The sequence below is a fragment of the Longimicrobium sp. genome (assembly GCF_036399935.1).
Lineage (GTDB): Bacteria > Gemmatimonadota > Gemmatimonadetes > Longimicrobiales > Longimicrobiaceae > Longimicrobium.
Genome location: NZ_DASWMD010000021.1, coordinates 197,716 through 209,900, shown reverse-complemented (window position 1 = coordinate 209,900; position 12,185 = coordinate 197,716). Strand labels below are relative to the sequence as shown.

13 protein-coding genes are annotated in these 12,185 nt (G+C 71.6%); 10 read left to right on the top strand and 3 right to left on the bottom strand.

All coding sequences use genetic code 11. The features are described 5' to 3' along the window. The first annotated feature begins 82 nt into the window (after positions 1–82). The gene (locus VGB24_RS07715; RefSeq protein ID WP_331072361.1) at positions 83–634 is read left to right on the top strand and encodes a hypothetical protein; all 552 of its coding nucleotides are present in this window, start codon (positions 83–85) and stop codon (positions 632–634) included. A gap of 66 nt (positions 635–700) precedes the next feature. On the opposite strand, the gene VGB24_RS07710 is transcribed toward VGB24_RS07715, so the two are convergent. Together VGB24_RS07710 and VGB24_RS07705 are read right to left on the bottom strand one after the other, a co-directional pair. Beyond that, positions 701–1,444 (bottom strand): PIG-L deacetylase family protein, encoded by a 744-nt coding sequence (locus tag VGB24_RS07710; protein WP_331072360.1) that lies wholly within the window; start codon positions 1,442–1,444, stop codon positions 701–703. Between the two features lie 140 nt (positions 1,445–1,584). Further along, positions 1,585–1,848, bottom strand: a complete 264-nt coding sequence (locus VGB24_RS07705; RefSeq protein ID WP_331072359.1) for a hypothetical protein — start codon at positions 1,846–1,848, stop codon at positions 1,585–1,587. Between the two features lie 263 nt (positions 1,849–2,111). Here VGB24_RS07705 and VGB24_RS07700 point away from each other — a divergent pair, with 263 nt between their 5' ends. From VGB24_RS07700 to VGB24_RS07685, 4 genes are all read left to right on the top strand, one after another. Then, entirely contained in the window at positions 2,112–3,272 is a 1,161-nt protein-coding gene (locus VGB24_RS07700; protein ID WP_331072358.1) for a glycosyltransferase family 2 protein, read from the top strand. A 13-nt stretch (positions 3,273–3,285) separates the two neighbouring features. Beyond that, the gene (locus VGB24_RS07695; protein ID WP_331072357.1) at positions 3,286–3,744 is read left to right on the top strand and encodes an SRPBCC family protein; all 459 of its coding nucleotides are present in this window, start codon (positions 3,286–3,288) and stop codon (positions 3,742–3,744) included. A gap of 18 nt (positions 3,745–3,762) precedes the next feature. Further along, entirely contained in the window at positions 3,763–4,932 is a 1,170-nt protein-coding gene (locus tag VGB24_RS07690; protein WP_331072356.1) for a PrsW family intramembrane metalloprotease, read from the top strand. Between the two features lie 699 nt (positions 4,933–5,631). Continuing rightward, positions 5,632–7,986: a LysM peptidoglycan-binding domain-containing protein gene (locus VGB24_RS07685; RefSeq protein ID WP_331072355.1), complete on the top strand. Its 2,355-nt coding sequence runs from the start codon at positions 5,632–5,634 to the stop codon at positions 7,984–7,986. Between the two features lie 367 nt (positions 7,987–8,353). Here VGB24_RS07685 and VGB24_RS07680 read toward each other — a convergent pair whose 3' ends face one another. Next, entirely contained in the window at positions 8,354–8,590 is a 237-nt protein-coding gene (locus tag VGB24_RS07680) for a hypothetical protein (RefSeq protein WP_331022748.1), read from the bottom strand. Between the two features lie 193 nt (positions 8,591–8,783). Here VGB24_RS07680 and VGB24_RS07675 point away from each other — a divergent pair, with 193 nt between their 5' ends. The 5 genes from VGB24_RS07675 to VGB24_RS07655 all read left to right on the top strand — a co-directional run bounded on the left by VGB24_RS07675 (position 8,784) and on the right by VGB24_RS07655 (position 12,183). Further along, positions 8,784–9,371, top strand: a complete 588-nt coding sequence (locus VGB24_RS07675; protein WP_331072354.1) for an NUDIX hydrolase — start codon at positions 8,784–8,786, stop codon at positions 9,369–9,371. Positions 9,372–9,459: 88 nt separating this feature from the next. Continuing rightward, positions 9,460–9,783: an antibiotic biosynthesis monooxygenase gene (locus VGB24_RS07670; RefSeq protein WP_331072353.1), complete on the top strand. Its 324-nt coding sequence runs from the start codon at positions 9,460–9,462 to the stop codon at positions 9,781–9,783. Beyond that, on the top strand, positions 9,780–10,169 hold the full coding sequence (locus tag VGB24_RS07665; RefSeq protein ID WP_331072352.1) for a hypothetical protein: 390 nt from the start codon (positions 9,780–9,782) through the stop codon (positions 10,167–10,169). The genes VGB24_RS07670 and VGB24_RS07665 overlap by 4 nt, the downstream gene beginning before the upstream one ends. Continuing rightward, complete coding sequence (locus VGB24_RS07660) at positions 10,166–10,816, top strand: cobalamin B12-binding domain-containing protein (protein WP_331072351.1); 651 nt, start codon at positions 10,166–10,168, stop codon at positions 10,814–10,816. Before VGB24_RS07665 ends, VGB24_RS07660 begins: the two co-directional genes overlap by 4 nt. Beyond that, complete coding sequence (locus VGB24_RS07655) at positions 10,813–12,183, top strand: HAMP domain-containing sensor histidine kinase (protein WP_331072350.1); 1,371 nt, start codon at positions 10,813–10,815, stop codon at positions 12,181–12,183. Before VGB24_RS07660 ends, VGB24_RS07655 begins: the two co-directional genes overlap by 4 nt. Positions 12,184–12,185 lie beyond the last annotated feature (2 nt).

The following is a 12,185-nucleotide window of genomic DNA, read 5'->3' as shown; positions in this document are numbered from 1 at the left end:
CCGGACGTTCGAACGGTCATCGCCGCCCGCGGGGCGGCGCACGCCGCGGTTCCACTTCTCTCTGCATCTTGGAGGATTTGCCATGCGCCGTCAACGCATCCTGAGCCTTTCGCTGGTTGCCCTGTTCGCCTTCGCGCTGCCGTCGGCGGTACAGGCGCAGCAGTCGCAGCTCCGGGGCACGTGGACGCTCAATCGTCAGCAGAGCGACGACATCAACGTCAAGATCAACACCGCCGTGGCGCGGATGAACGTCGTCGTTCGCCAGATCGCCCGTCCGCGCCTGCGCAGCACCAACACGGCGTATCCGCAGCTGGTGCTGACGCACGACGCCACCAACATCCGCGTCGACCTGCAGGGGCGCCCCTCGGTTTCCAGCCCCGCGAACGGCCAGCCCGTGCTGTGGCACCGCGAAACGGGCCGCACCTGCCCGCAGATGAAGGGCGACTGCGTCCGCGTGAGCACCGAGTGGGAGAACGGCCGCCTGGAGCAGACCTTTCAGGCCGAGGACGGCCGCCGCGTGAACGTCTACACGGTGAGCGCCGACGGCAACACGCTTACCATGAACGTCACCATCACCAGCCCGCGCCTGCCGCAGCCGCTTACCTACCGCCTGGTGTACAACCGCGCGCGGTAAGCTCCGCAGGAAGTCGAGGAACGAAGAGGCGGCCCGCGCGGGCCGCCTTTTTCGTTCCCCGGCGCCTTACGCCCCCGCTTCGCGGTCCGGGTGCTGCACCTCGCCGTCGTCGAACTCGGCCGGGAGCAGCGAGGGCACGATGCCGCCGCGCGTTTCCCAGGCGTCGAACACCTCGGCGTAGCCCAGGCCGTACGGCTCGCCCGTTACGCGCAGCCGCCGGTCGATCCATTCGGCGTTGCCGAAGCCGATGTTTTCGCGGTAGAAACGGCCCAGCTCGTGGATCCGGTCGCGGAAGGGCTCCACGTCCACCGCCACGGCGGGCAGGGTGGAATGCGCGCCGCGAAAGGTGAAGACGGGCACCGGCGCGCGGTGCGGCTGCCCGGGGCCCACCACCTTGGCGATGCGCGCCAGGGTGATGGCGTCGCGGAAGATCTTGCCGCTGGCCTGGTGGTCCGGGTGGCGCATGCCGCGCCCCCAGGCGTCGCCCCAGGTGAGCAGCGCGTCGGGCCGAATCTCCGCCACCAGCCGGGCCACGCGGTGGGCGCTCTCGGGACTGGCGTCGATGGAGCAGTCCGCGAAGTCCATGAACCGCGTTTCCACGCCCAGGATTTCGCCCGCGCGGCGCCCCTGCTCCTCGCGCCGCGCCGCCACCTCGGCGGTGGGGATGGGGCCCAGCGCCTCCGTCATCTCTCCCCGCGTCAGCCACACCACCACCACGCGGTCGCCCCGCGCACGCTGGGCCAGGATGGTTCCCGCGGCCCCCACCTCGTCGTCCGGGTGGGCCAGCCCCACCAGCAGCGTTTTCTGCATCCGTCCTCGTTTCCCGTTCGCATCCCCTCGTCCGTGGGGCTGGAATGTCCGCGCCGCCGGCGGCTACGGCAAGGCGCGTGCATTCGCGGGCCTTGCCGCGACGCAACGAGGTCCTGAGGGAGCGGATCGGCGCTGGCGGATCATCCGGCGACGATCGCGGGTACCTCGCCCGGCTCCGCGTCCGCCCACCGCGGCGCGGCCTCAGCGGCGGCGATCGCGATCCGCTCCGGGCGCGGCGGCGCGATCCGCATCCGGTCGTCCGCGTCCTCCGTGTCGGCGGGCAGCGGCCGGCGGCCGGCGAAGAGCGTCGCGAACACGTCGTCCATCCGCCGCTGGAGCGCGGGAGAGACGCGACTGTCGGCGCACGCCGCAAGCTCCGCCCGCTCACCTCCGATCATCGCCATCCATCCCCCAGAGTCGCCGGTTGACACGCACCGTCGTGAGGGCGCCAATGTACCGAATGAAAACCGAACAAGCAAGCTTCTGATTCGGGCGAGCGGCCATCGGGGGAGACGTGGACCGGCGACGGCGGTATCGATCGATGGCGTCTGGGGAGTCGTGGTGAAGCCGCGCATGGGCGGGGTGAACGGCGGTTTGCGGCCCTTCCACGCGGCGGCGGTTGGACATAGCTTCGAGCGGCGCACGTCCACCCTGTACCAGGATCCCGTTGCTCGCGGCTCTGCTCTACTCCCTTCCGTGGCTGCTCCTTCCCGTGCTGGCGGCGGCGTTCGTCCGGCGGCGGCCCCGGCTGGACGAGTGCCCGCCGGTGGTGGATGGAGACGCGCCGCTGGTCACGGTGATCGTCCCCGCGCGGAACGAGGCGCACAACGTGGCGGACTGCGTGAGCGGGCTGCTGGCGTCCGCGTATCCCCGCCTGCGGGTGATCGTGGTGGACGACGCTTCCGAGGACGGCACGGCGGCGGTCGCGCTGGCGGCGGGAAAGGGCGATCCGCGGCTGCTCGTGATCGACGCCGAGCCGCTGCCGGCCGGGTGGTTCGGCAAGCCGTGGGCGTGCGAGCAGGGGGTGCGGCAGGCGGAGGGCGAATTGATCGCCTTTTGCGACGCCGACATGCGGGTGGAGCCGGAACTGGTCGGGCGGAGCGTGGCCGCGCTGAAGGCGCACGGGGCGGCGCTGCTGTCGGCGGTGCCGCGCCAGGTGCTGGGCGGGTTCTGGGAGCGGGTGGTGATGGCGCAGGTGGGAATGCTGTTCCTGGCCCGCTACCCGGACGCGGCGCGCGTCAACCGTTCCCCCCGCACCCGCGACAAGATCGCGCTCGGCGGATACATTCTCGTGCGGCGCGACGCGTACCAGGCCGTGGGCGGACACCGCTCCGTGCGCCACGAGGTGTCGGAAGACATGGCCCTGGCCCAGCGCTTCCATGCGGCCGGCCACGCCCCGGTGCTGGTGCACGCCGAACCCTACCTCCGGGTGAGGATGTACCGCTCGCTGGCGGAAATCGTGGAGGGGTGGGGAAAGAACCTGGCGAGCTCGTCCACGCGCACGGCGCCGGGTCCGCTGGCCGCGCTGGTGCCCTGGCTGCTGGTGAGCGGCCTGTTCTTCTTCTGGCTGCTGCCGCCCCTGGTGCTGGTCCGCGGCGCGCTGGGCATCGTGGGTGCGCCGTGGGTCCCGGCGGCGGCGGTGGCGCAGGCCGTGTCGCTCGGGTTCTGGGCCGCCCTATACCGGCGCGAGGGGCAGAACCCGCTCTACGCGGTCCTTGCACCGCTGGGCGCGCTGGTGATGGCGGCAATCATCATCCGCAGCCTGCTGAGCGGCGGGCGCGTGACGTGGAAGGGCCGGCGATACGCGCCGGCCGCCGCGCGGGGATGAACGAGGGCCGACGATGAAGCTGCACGTGCTCGACCGCACCCAGCGGGTGCCGATTCCGCTGGAGCAGGCGTGGGACTTCTTTTCCGACGCGCGCAACCTGGCCACGATCACCCCGCCCGAGATGGGCTTCGAGGTCACGTCGCCGCTGCCGGAGCGCATGTACGCGGGGATGATCATCACCTACCGTGTCCGCCCGCTGCTGGGCGTGCCCGTCACCTGGGTGACGGAGATCACGCACGTGGAGGAGCACGTGCGCTTCGTGGACGAGCAGCGCTTCGGGCCGTACCGCTTCTGGCATCACCAGCACCTGTTCCGCCAGGTGCCGGGCGGCGTGGAGATGCGCGACATCGTGCACTACGCGCTGCCGCCGGGTGGCGGCGTGGCGCGCCGCTGGCTGGTGACGCCCAAGCTGGAGAACATCTTCGACTACCGGCGCAAGGTGCTGCATGACCGGTTCGGCCTGCTGGCCTGATCCACCTTCCCGCATCCGATGAACTCGCAGGAGACGGGCTTTCCCGCGTTCCCCCGCCTGGTGCACGAGGCACAGCCGCACCCCATGCTCACGCGCGGGGCGCTGCTCTGCGGCGTGCTGAGCCTGGCCATCATCGCGTCGCAGCTGGGGCCGCGGGCGTTCCTGCTGGGCTTTGCCGTCGCGGCGCTGCCGGTGCCCATCTACGTGGTGCTCGTCCTGTGGCTGGACCGGTTCGAGCCGGAGCCGGCGAAGACGCTGGCGCAGACCTTTGCGTGGGGCGCCACGGTGGCCGTGTTCGTGGCGCTGATCGTCAACTCGGTAACGGAAGAGGCGGTGGGCGGGGTGCTGGGGCCGGACGCGGGCGAGCTCTTCGGCAGCCTGGTGACCGCGCCGGTGATCGAGGAGGTGGCCAAGGGCGTGGCGCTGCTGCTGCTGTACCGCGAGCTCAAGGACGAGTTCGACGGGGTGATCGACGGCGTGGTGTACGCGGCGATGGTGGGGCTGGGCTTCGCGATGATCGAGAACGTGCAGTACTACGGCGATGCCATCGCCCGGGGCGACGAGAGCTCGGTGCTGACGTTCTTCCTGCGCGGCATGATGTCGCCGTTCGCGCATCCGCTGTTCACCAGCATGTTCGGCATTGGGCTGGGGTACGTGCGCGAGCGGCACGGCCAGGGAACGCGCTGGCTGGCGCCGCTGCTGGGGCTGCTCGTAGCCGTGCTGCTGCACTCGCTGTGGAACCTGGCGGCGAGCTTCGAAGGCTGGTTCCTGGCGCTGTACCTGGCGGTGATGCTGCCCGCCTTTCTCGCGGTGCTGGGGCTGATCTACCTGTCGCTGCTGCGCGAGGGGCGCGTGCTGCGCCAGCACCTCGCCTCGCTGGTGGGGGACGGCGTGCTGACCGGGGACGAGCTGGAGGCGCTCTGCCGGGTGCGCGCGCGGCTGGAGGCCAGCATGGCGGCGTGGCGCCGGGGCGGGGTCACGCACTGGCGCGACCGCCGCGAGATGCACCGCATTGCGAGCGAGCTGGCGTTCCACCGGTGGCGGGTGCTGCGCGGGCTGTCACTGGGGCCGGTTGCGGACGCCGAACGCGAAGCGGAATACCTGGGCCGCCTCTGCGAGCTGTGCGCCGCCGTCCGAACCCTGCAGGCCGGGCGCGATGCCGGAACGGGCGGGGCTCTGCCGTCCTGATCCCCTCGTTCTCACGCCGCAGCGAGCGCTGTCATCCTGGTCCCGACGCCGCACCAAGCCCTGTCATCCTGGTCCCGACGCCACACCAAGCCCTGTCATCCTGAGGCCCAGGCGCACCGCACTCGCCCGCAGAGCATCCCTTGCGGGCCGAAGGATCTAGCCAGGCGCCACTCCGAAAGCTGGGCGCGACAGCGGCACGGAAGCCCTGAATCGCCGGTCTCGGTGCGCTCCGGTGCGACTGTGCTCGGGCGGGTTCCCTCGCGGACCATGAGGCGTTTCGACTGGCGGCGGCGCATGCCTCGGCGGCCCTCTCCCCCCGGCCCCCTCTCCCGCAAGCGGGAGAGGGGGAGAATTCGATCACGCTTCGGCAGGTGCGGCGCGCGTGCGGTTGAAGCTCCGAGCGGGACGCGACAGCGGCCCGAGTCGGGGCTTTCCGCTGTTCCAGACGCGGGTTCACCCGCCCCTGGTCCGCCCGTCCACGCGCTTCGCTGTCGCTTTGCTTCACCGTCGCTGCGCTTCACCCCATGCCCTCCGCCTTGGACGGATCCCCGTCGCGCCGACGATGCGGAGGCGGACCAATGCAAAGAAGTGCGTCAAGACTCTGGCCGAAGTCGAATGGCCGCACTACTTTCGGCGGCGGACGGCGTTGTGCGCCGGCCGCGCTTTCGCTTTCCTGCTTTCCCCAGTACCGAAGTCCACATGCACCGGAAGATCTCCACGGGCCTCGTCGTGCTGAGCGCGCTCGGTGCCGCCGCGTGCACCGGGGGCCGCCCGCCTGCCGCGCCGGCACCCGCGCCGGCCGTCGTCCAGGCGCCGCCGCCCCCGGCCGACACACTGCGTCCCATCGGCGAGGGGTTCGGGCTGCAGGGCACGCGCCCCGAGGCCATCGGCGGCGATCTGCTGGGCACGGCCCAGTACGACCTGCCGGTCGTGGCCAACGAGTGGGTGCGGCTGGAGGTGGACTTCCTCGTCAACCAGCGCAAGTCCGTCGTCGCGGGATGGCTGCGGCAGGCGGACCGCTATGACGAGTGGGTGCGCGACGTCTTTGCGTCCTACGGCATTCCGCGCGACCTGCACCACCTGGGGATGGTGGAAAGCGGATACCGCGCCACCGTCCGCAGCCACGCCGGCGCCGTGGGGATGTGGCAGTTCATGCCCGCGACGGGGCGGGGGATGGGCCTGCGCATCGATTCACTCGTGGACGAGCGGATGGATCCCGTGCGCGCCACGCACGCCGCCGCGCGCCACCTGCGCCAGCTGAACCGCGAGTTCCGGGGCGACTGGGCACTCGCGGCGGCGGCGTACAACGCGGGCTCCGGCCGCATCAACCGCGGGCTGGGCCGCTTCAACGCCACGAACTTCTGGGACCTGGCGCAGCGCGGCGACCTGGCGCAGGAAACCCGGCACTACGTTCCCCGGCTGTACGCCGTCACCATCATCGCCAAGGACCCGGCGCGCTTCGGCTATCCCGCCCCCAGCGGCCCCGGCGAGCGCTTCTCGTACGACAGCGTGCGGGTAGACCTGGCCACGCCGCTCTCCGTGCTGGCGCAGGCCGGCAACCTTCCGGTGCAGCAGCTGGTGGATCTGAATCCGCACATGCTTCGGCAGGTGGCGCCCGCCAACTACTTCGTGTGGGTGCCGGCGGGGCAGGCCGCGGCCCTGCGCCAGGCGTACGCCGATTCGGAGTTCCGGCGGCGCGGCGGGTTCGCGTACTACCGCGTTCGCGAGGGCGATTCGCTGCAGCGCCTGGCCGAGCTTTCGGGCGTTTCGCAGGACCGCATCCGCTCGCTGAACCTGTCCACGAACCTCGATGCCCTGCGTCCCGGCGAGCGCCTGCGCCTCTTTGCCGACGCCGCCCGCACGCTGAACGCGCGCCCCGTGGAGCGTGTCGCGCGCCGCGAGAGCCGCGAATCCGAGCGCGAGTCGGGGAGCACGGAAGGCCGCTCGTCCGAGAGCCGGTCGTCGGAGAGCCGGGGCGAGCGCGCCGCCGGTTCGGAACGCGAGGGCCGCTCGTCGGAGTCGCGCAACGCGTCCGCCTCGCGCTCCTCGTCCGAGCGCAGCAACTCGGCAGAGCGCAGCGGCTCGACGGAGCGCAGCGGCTCGACGGAGCGGAGCAGCGAGCGCTCGTCCTCCACGTCGTCCGCGCGCCGGACGGAGTCGGGTGAGTCGCGGTCGGAGCGTTCGGCATCCGCCACGTCGCGCGCTGAGGGTTCATCGTCCGGCAACTCGTCCCGGAACGAGAGCGGGTCGTCGCGAAACGGGGGATCGTCGTCGCGCTCGGAGTCGAGCGGCGCGTCGTCCTCGCGCGCCGCGTCGGCCACTTCCTCGTCGCCGTCGCGTAGTGGATCGTCGTCCAGTGGCGCAGCGTTGGGCCGCACGCACAAGGTGGAAGACGGGGAGTCGCTGTGGGGGATCGCGCGGAAGTACGACGTGACGGTCGATGCCGTGCGCGCGGCCAACGACATGGATAGCGAAACCATCCAGCCGGGCCAGACGCTCCGCATCCCGCGCGCATCCTCGTCCGCCACCGCGAGCACGTCGCGCCCGGATTCCGCGCGCCGCTCCGCCAGCACGTCGAGCCGCGCTTCGGAGAACGAGCGGCGCTCTTCGTCCGCCAGCAGCGGGACCGCGCACACGTCGTCCTCCACCACCGGATCTGTTGATCGCCGGGCTTCCGCTTCGACAGCCGGTTCCGGTGAACGCCGCACGGGCTCTCGCGCGGATTCCTCCGCGTCCGGGGAGCGCCGGGCTTCGACTTCGGCATCGGGGAATGCGTCGGGCGGGCGCGGCTCGTCGTCGGCCGGATCGTCCGAGCGCCGTTCCTCGACGGCGGCATCCGGCCAGCGGGCGAACCCGACGGCATCCGGTGCGCGCGCGGCGGAGTCGGGGAGCCGGTCCGCGCGGCGGCATCACACGGTGGCGAGCGGGGAAACGCTGTGGAGCATCGCGCGGCAGTACAATACGAACGTCGATACGCTGCGCCGCGCCAACAACCTGGCTTCCGACGCGCAGATCCAGCCCGGACAGCGCCTGGCCATCCCCGCCGCCGACTGACGCGCGGATCGCGAAACATCATCACCCCCGGTGGGCGCCTGGCCTGCCGGGGGTGATTTTCGTTCGATGAGTGACGTGGATGGACTCGAGCGGGCCGCCGCGGCCGTTCGTCACGCGTGGTGTGTGGCGGATCCCTCAGTCGCTGCAACGCATGAAGCGAGGGAAAGTTACCCTTGGCCGCTCCATCGGGATGACATCGCGGGTCGGCAGGTGCGGCGTGCGTGCAGGTGAAGCCCCGAACGGGACGCGCCAGCGGCTCGTGCCGGGGCTTTCCGCTGGGTTTACCCGCCCCTGGTTCACCCGCCCGTGGATGGCGGCGCGCCATGGCCGGCTCCATCGTGACCCGATCCCCATCGTCACGAGCCGATCAGACCTGCGGCTCCGCGTCGACGGCGCCCACCTCGCCGGTCACGTCGTCGTCCGCCACGTCCTCCACCTCGTTTTCCGAGACGCCGATCACGGTGCCGTCCTCGAACTGCACCATGAACCCGTCGCGCCCATCCTCGTTGTTGTCGGCGCCCCAGTGGCCGATCACCTCGCCGGTGCGGCCGATGAACGGCTCCGACTGGTCATAATACGAGCGCACCACGCGTACCCTGTGCATCGCGGCCTCCGCGCTGAAATTCGGTGGATATCGAATCCTGGCCGGGCCGGGAAACGCACAAGCCGCGCCCGCCCCTGCTCAACCTCATCCAATGTCCGTGCCCAACCCCCGCGCCCGCAACCAGTTACCGTCGGCCCGGCCCGGGATGTGCATTGCCCGCGTCCCTTCATCGAACCCCAAGAGGAGGACGCGGGTGGCGGAGCGCAGCGAAACGGGACGGCCGCAGCCGTGGCCGGTGATCGGCGAGGAGCAGGAGGGTGATTTCGAGATGTTCACCGCCCGGGCCATCCGCGCCCGTTCGCCGGACGACGGCTCGGAGCACACCTTTCACATCGCCGACGCGCCGGACGGGGTAACGGTGATCGCTATCACCCCGGACGACGAGCTGGTGATGGTGCGGCAGTGGCGGCACCCGGTGCAGCGCGTGACGCTGGAAACGCCCAGCGGCATCATCGACGAGGGGGAGACGCCGGAAGAGGCCGCCGCCCGCGAGCTGCGCGAAGAAACGGGGTACGCCGGCGACGACCCCGAGTGCATCGGCTGCGTGGTGCTCAACCCGTCGTGGCAAACCACCCGCGTGCACGCCACGGTGGTCCGCAACGCGCGCCGCGCCGGCGAGCGCGACCTGGACGAGGGCGAGGACACGCGCGTGTGCCTGCTGAAGCTGAGCGAGGTGAGGCGGCGCGTGCTGGAGGGGGAAATCGACACCTCCAGCGTGGTCGCCGCGCTGGCCCTGTGGGACTGGCGCACGGGTACCATCGGGGCGAGCGTCGAGGGATGAGAATCGCGGTGCGGAAAACACATGAGTGCTTGCGGAGAAGCCACGCGCCGCTTACTTCTCCACCCGGGTCCGAGCGCGAAAAGATCAGATGTTTGTGTTCATCTCACACCTTACCGTCCCTGAAGCCGACCGCGGAGAGCTGGAGCGCCACTTTCGCCAGCGCTCCGGCCTGGTGGACGGCTTTCCCGGGTTTCTGTACCTGCAGCTGCTGCGGCCGCAGGCCGGCGAGGCCACGCACACCTTTCTCACCGCGTGGGAAAGCCGCGAGGCCTTTCGCGAATACATGCGCAGCCGCGAGCACGCCGAGTCGCACGCCCGGGAGCCGGGAGAGATCATGGGCCGCACCCAGGTGCGGCACGAAGCGTTCGAGGTGCTGATGGACTCGCGCACGCAGCCGGAGTGGCTGGCATGACGCCGGGCGAGCGCGCGGCCACCCTCATGCTGGACCGCCTGGGCGAGATCGCCCGCGCGGTGACCGAGGCCATGTACCGCGAAAATCCCGGGCTGCTGGCCCGGTACGGCGAGCGCGGCCGCGCCAAGTGCCTGCAGGACATGCGCTACAACCTGGAGCACCTGGCCCCCGCGGTGGAGCTGAACGATCCGCCCTGCTTCGTACGGTACATCGCCTGGTGCGACGAGCTGCTGCGTTCCCGCGGCGTGCCCACCCGCGACCTGGCGCGCTCGCTGGAATTGATGGAGGACGAGCTGCGCGCCCGCCTGGCGCCCGACGAGGCCGACGCGGCCATGGTGAGCCTTCGCGCGGGGCTCGCGATCCTGCGCCCCCGGGCCGCCGCGTGACGCTGGACGAGGCGCGCGAGCGCTACCTGGCCGCCGTGCTCGAGGGAAGCCGCAGGACGGCGTTCGGGGTGGTGGACGAGGCGTTCCACGCCGGCATCGGGCTGCGCGAGCTGTACCTGGGAGTGTTTCAGCCGGCCATGCGCGACATCGGCCGGCTGTGGCAGGAAAACCGCATCACCGTGGCCGACGAGCACCTGGCCACGGCCATCACCCAGGCCGCCATGGCGCGGCTGTACGACGAGCTGTTCCGCGGTGGGGGCGCGGCCGGGCCGCTGCTGATCGCCGCCTGCGCCGACACCGAGCGGCACGAGCTGGGGCTGCGGATGATCTGCGACGTGCTGGAGATGGAGGGCTGGGACACCGTGTTCCTGGGCGCCACCGTGCCCGTCGAAGACCTGGTGGCGATGGTGCGCGAGCGGCGCCCGCACGTGGTGGCGCTCTCGGCGAGCATCGCGCCGCACCTGCCGCGGGTGCGCGCGACGATCGACGCCATCCGCGAGGCCATGCCCGGCGCCGCCCCGCTGATCGCCGTCGGCGGGCGCGCCTTCGCCGACGATCCCGGCCTGGCGGAACGCCTGGGGGCCGACCTCACCGCGGCGGACGCGGTGCAGGCGGCCCGGCTGCTGAAGGAGAGAGTATCGGTATGACCTCGGCCACCACCCCGGGCCTTCCCCCCGTGCTGCGCGCCTTTCCGGGCGCGGTGCTGGCGCTCGACCGTGCCGGGATGGTCCTGGAATCCAACGGCTACCTGGAACGGGCCCTGGAGCGCGGCGTGGGCGGGCAGCCGTTCGCCACGGTGCTCGACCCGGCGTCGCGCCGAAAGCTGGACGCCATCCTCGCCCGCGAGCCGCGCGCCGGCCAGGACCCCGCCGCGGTGCCGGCGTGGGAGCTGATGCTGGCGGGGCGCGACACCCTGGAGCCCCGCTCGTTCTATCCCGTGTGGGACGACGGCGGCGACCGGCTGTGGCTGGTGGAGTGCCCCCGCGACCCGCGCTTCGACGCGCTGTACGAGGAGCTGGCGGCCGTCAACTCCGAGCAGGCCAACACGCAGCGCCAGCTGGCCAAGGAAAAGGCCCGCCTGGCGCGCGCCCTGGCCGAGCTGGAGCGAGAGCTGACGGAGAACGAGCGGCTGTCGCGCGCCCTGCAGGGGCAGAACGAGGAGATGGAGGCGCAGAACCAGGAACTCCTGGCGATGACCGAGGAGCTTCACGCGGGGCAGGACCAGCTGCTGGCCACCAACCAGCAGCTGGAGCGCCGTACGCGCGAGCTGCAGATTGCCCTGAACGCGCGCAGCCGCTTCTACTCGGCCATGAACCACGAGCTGCGCACCCCCATCAACGCGGTGATGGGGTACAACGACCTGCTGCTGGCCGAGGTGTACGGATCGCTCAGCGAGCAGCAGGAGCTGGCCGTGGAGCGCTCGCAGCGCGCGGCCCGGCACCTGCGGGAATTGGTGGACGACGTGCTGGACCTGTCGCGCCTGGAGCTGGGCAAGGCCGAGCTGGCCACGCAGGACGTGGACGCCGCCGCCCTGGTGGACGACATGCTGGACACGCTGCGCCCCGTCGCCGCGCAGGCCGGGGCGGAGATGCGCCGGGTGGATGGCGAGCCGGTGCGCGTGGTCACCGATCCGCGCCGGCTGCGGCAGATCGTGCTGAATCTGCTTTCCAACGCGTTGAAGTACGGTCAGGGCGCGCCGGTGTGGGCGCGGGTGGCGCGCGGCGCCGACGGCGGGCTGGTGCTGGAGGTGACGGACGGCGGGCCGGGGATTCCGCAGGAGGACCTGGGCCGCATTTTCGACGAGTTCGTGCAGCTGGCGCGCGAAGACAACACCGAGTCGGCGGGCCGCGACGGCACCGGGCTGGGGCTTTCCATCGCCCGCCGCATGGCCCACGCGCTGGGCGGTACCCTGGAAGCGGCGTCGACGGTGGGCGTAGGCAGCACCTTCCGGCTGACCCTGCCCCCGGCGCCGCCCCTGGCGGCCGGGCGCCCGAACGACCATCCACGATCCTGATA

What these genes read in the sequence shown, in the direction of transcription:
- VGB24_RS07715 (WP_331072361.1), top strand. Translation starts at nt 83, where the DNA reads ATGCGCCGTCAACGCATCCTGAGCCTTTCGCTGGTTGCCCTGTTCGCC.
- VGB24_RS07685 (WP_331072355.1), top strand. Translation starts at nt 5,632, where the DNA reads ATGCACCGGAAGATCTCCACGGGCCTCGTCGTGCTGAGCGCGCTCGGT.
- VGB24_RS07665 (WP_331072352.1), top strand. Translation starts at nt 9,780, where the DNA reads ATGACGCCGGGCGAGCGCGCGGCCACCCTCATGCTGGACCGCCTGGGC.
- VGB24_RS07655 (WP_331072350.1), top strand. Translation starts at nt 10,813, where the DNA reads ATGACCTCGGCCACCACCCCGGGCCTTCCCCCCGTGCTGCGCGCCTTT.
- VGB24_RS07705 (WP_331072359.1), bottom strand. Translation starts at nt 1,848, where the DNA reads ATGGCGATGATCGGAGGTGAGCGGGCGGAGCTTGCGGCGTGCGCCGAC.
- VGB24_RS07690 (WP_331072356.1), top strand. Translation starts at nt 3,763, where the DNA reads ATGAACTCGCAGGAGACGGGCTTTCCCGCGTTCCCCCGCCTGGTGCAC.
- VGB24_RS07695 (WP_331072357.1), top strand. Translation starts at nt 3,286, where the DNA reads ATGAAGCTGCACGTGCTCGACCGCACCCAGCGGGTGCCGATTCCGCTG.
- VGB24_RS07680 (WP_331022748.1), bottom strand. Translation starts at nt 8,590, where the DNA reads ATGCACAGGGTACGCGTGGTGCGCTCGTATTATGACCAGTCGGAGCCG.
- VGB24_RS07710 (WP_331072360.1), bottom strand. Translation starts at nt 1,444, where the DNA reads ATGCAGAAAACGCTGCTGGTGGGGCTGGCCCACCCGGACGACGAGGTG.
- VGB24_RS07670 (WP_331072353.1), top strand. Translation starts at nt 9,460, where the DNA reads ATGTTTGTGTTCATCTCACACCTTACCGTCCCTGAAGCCGACCGCGGA.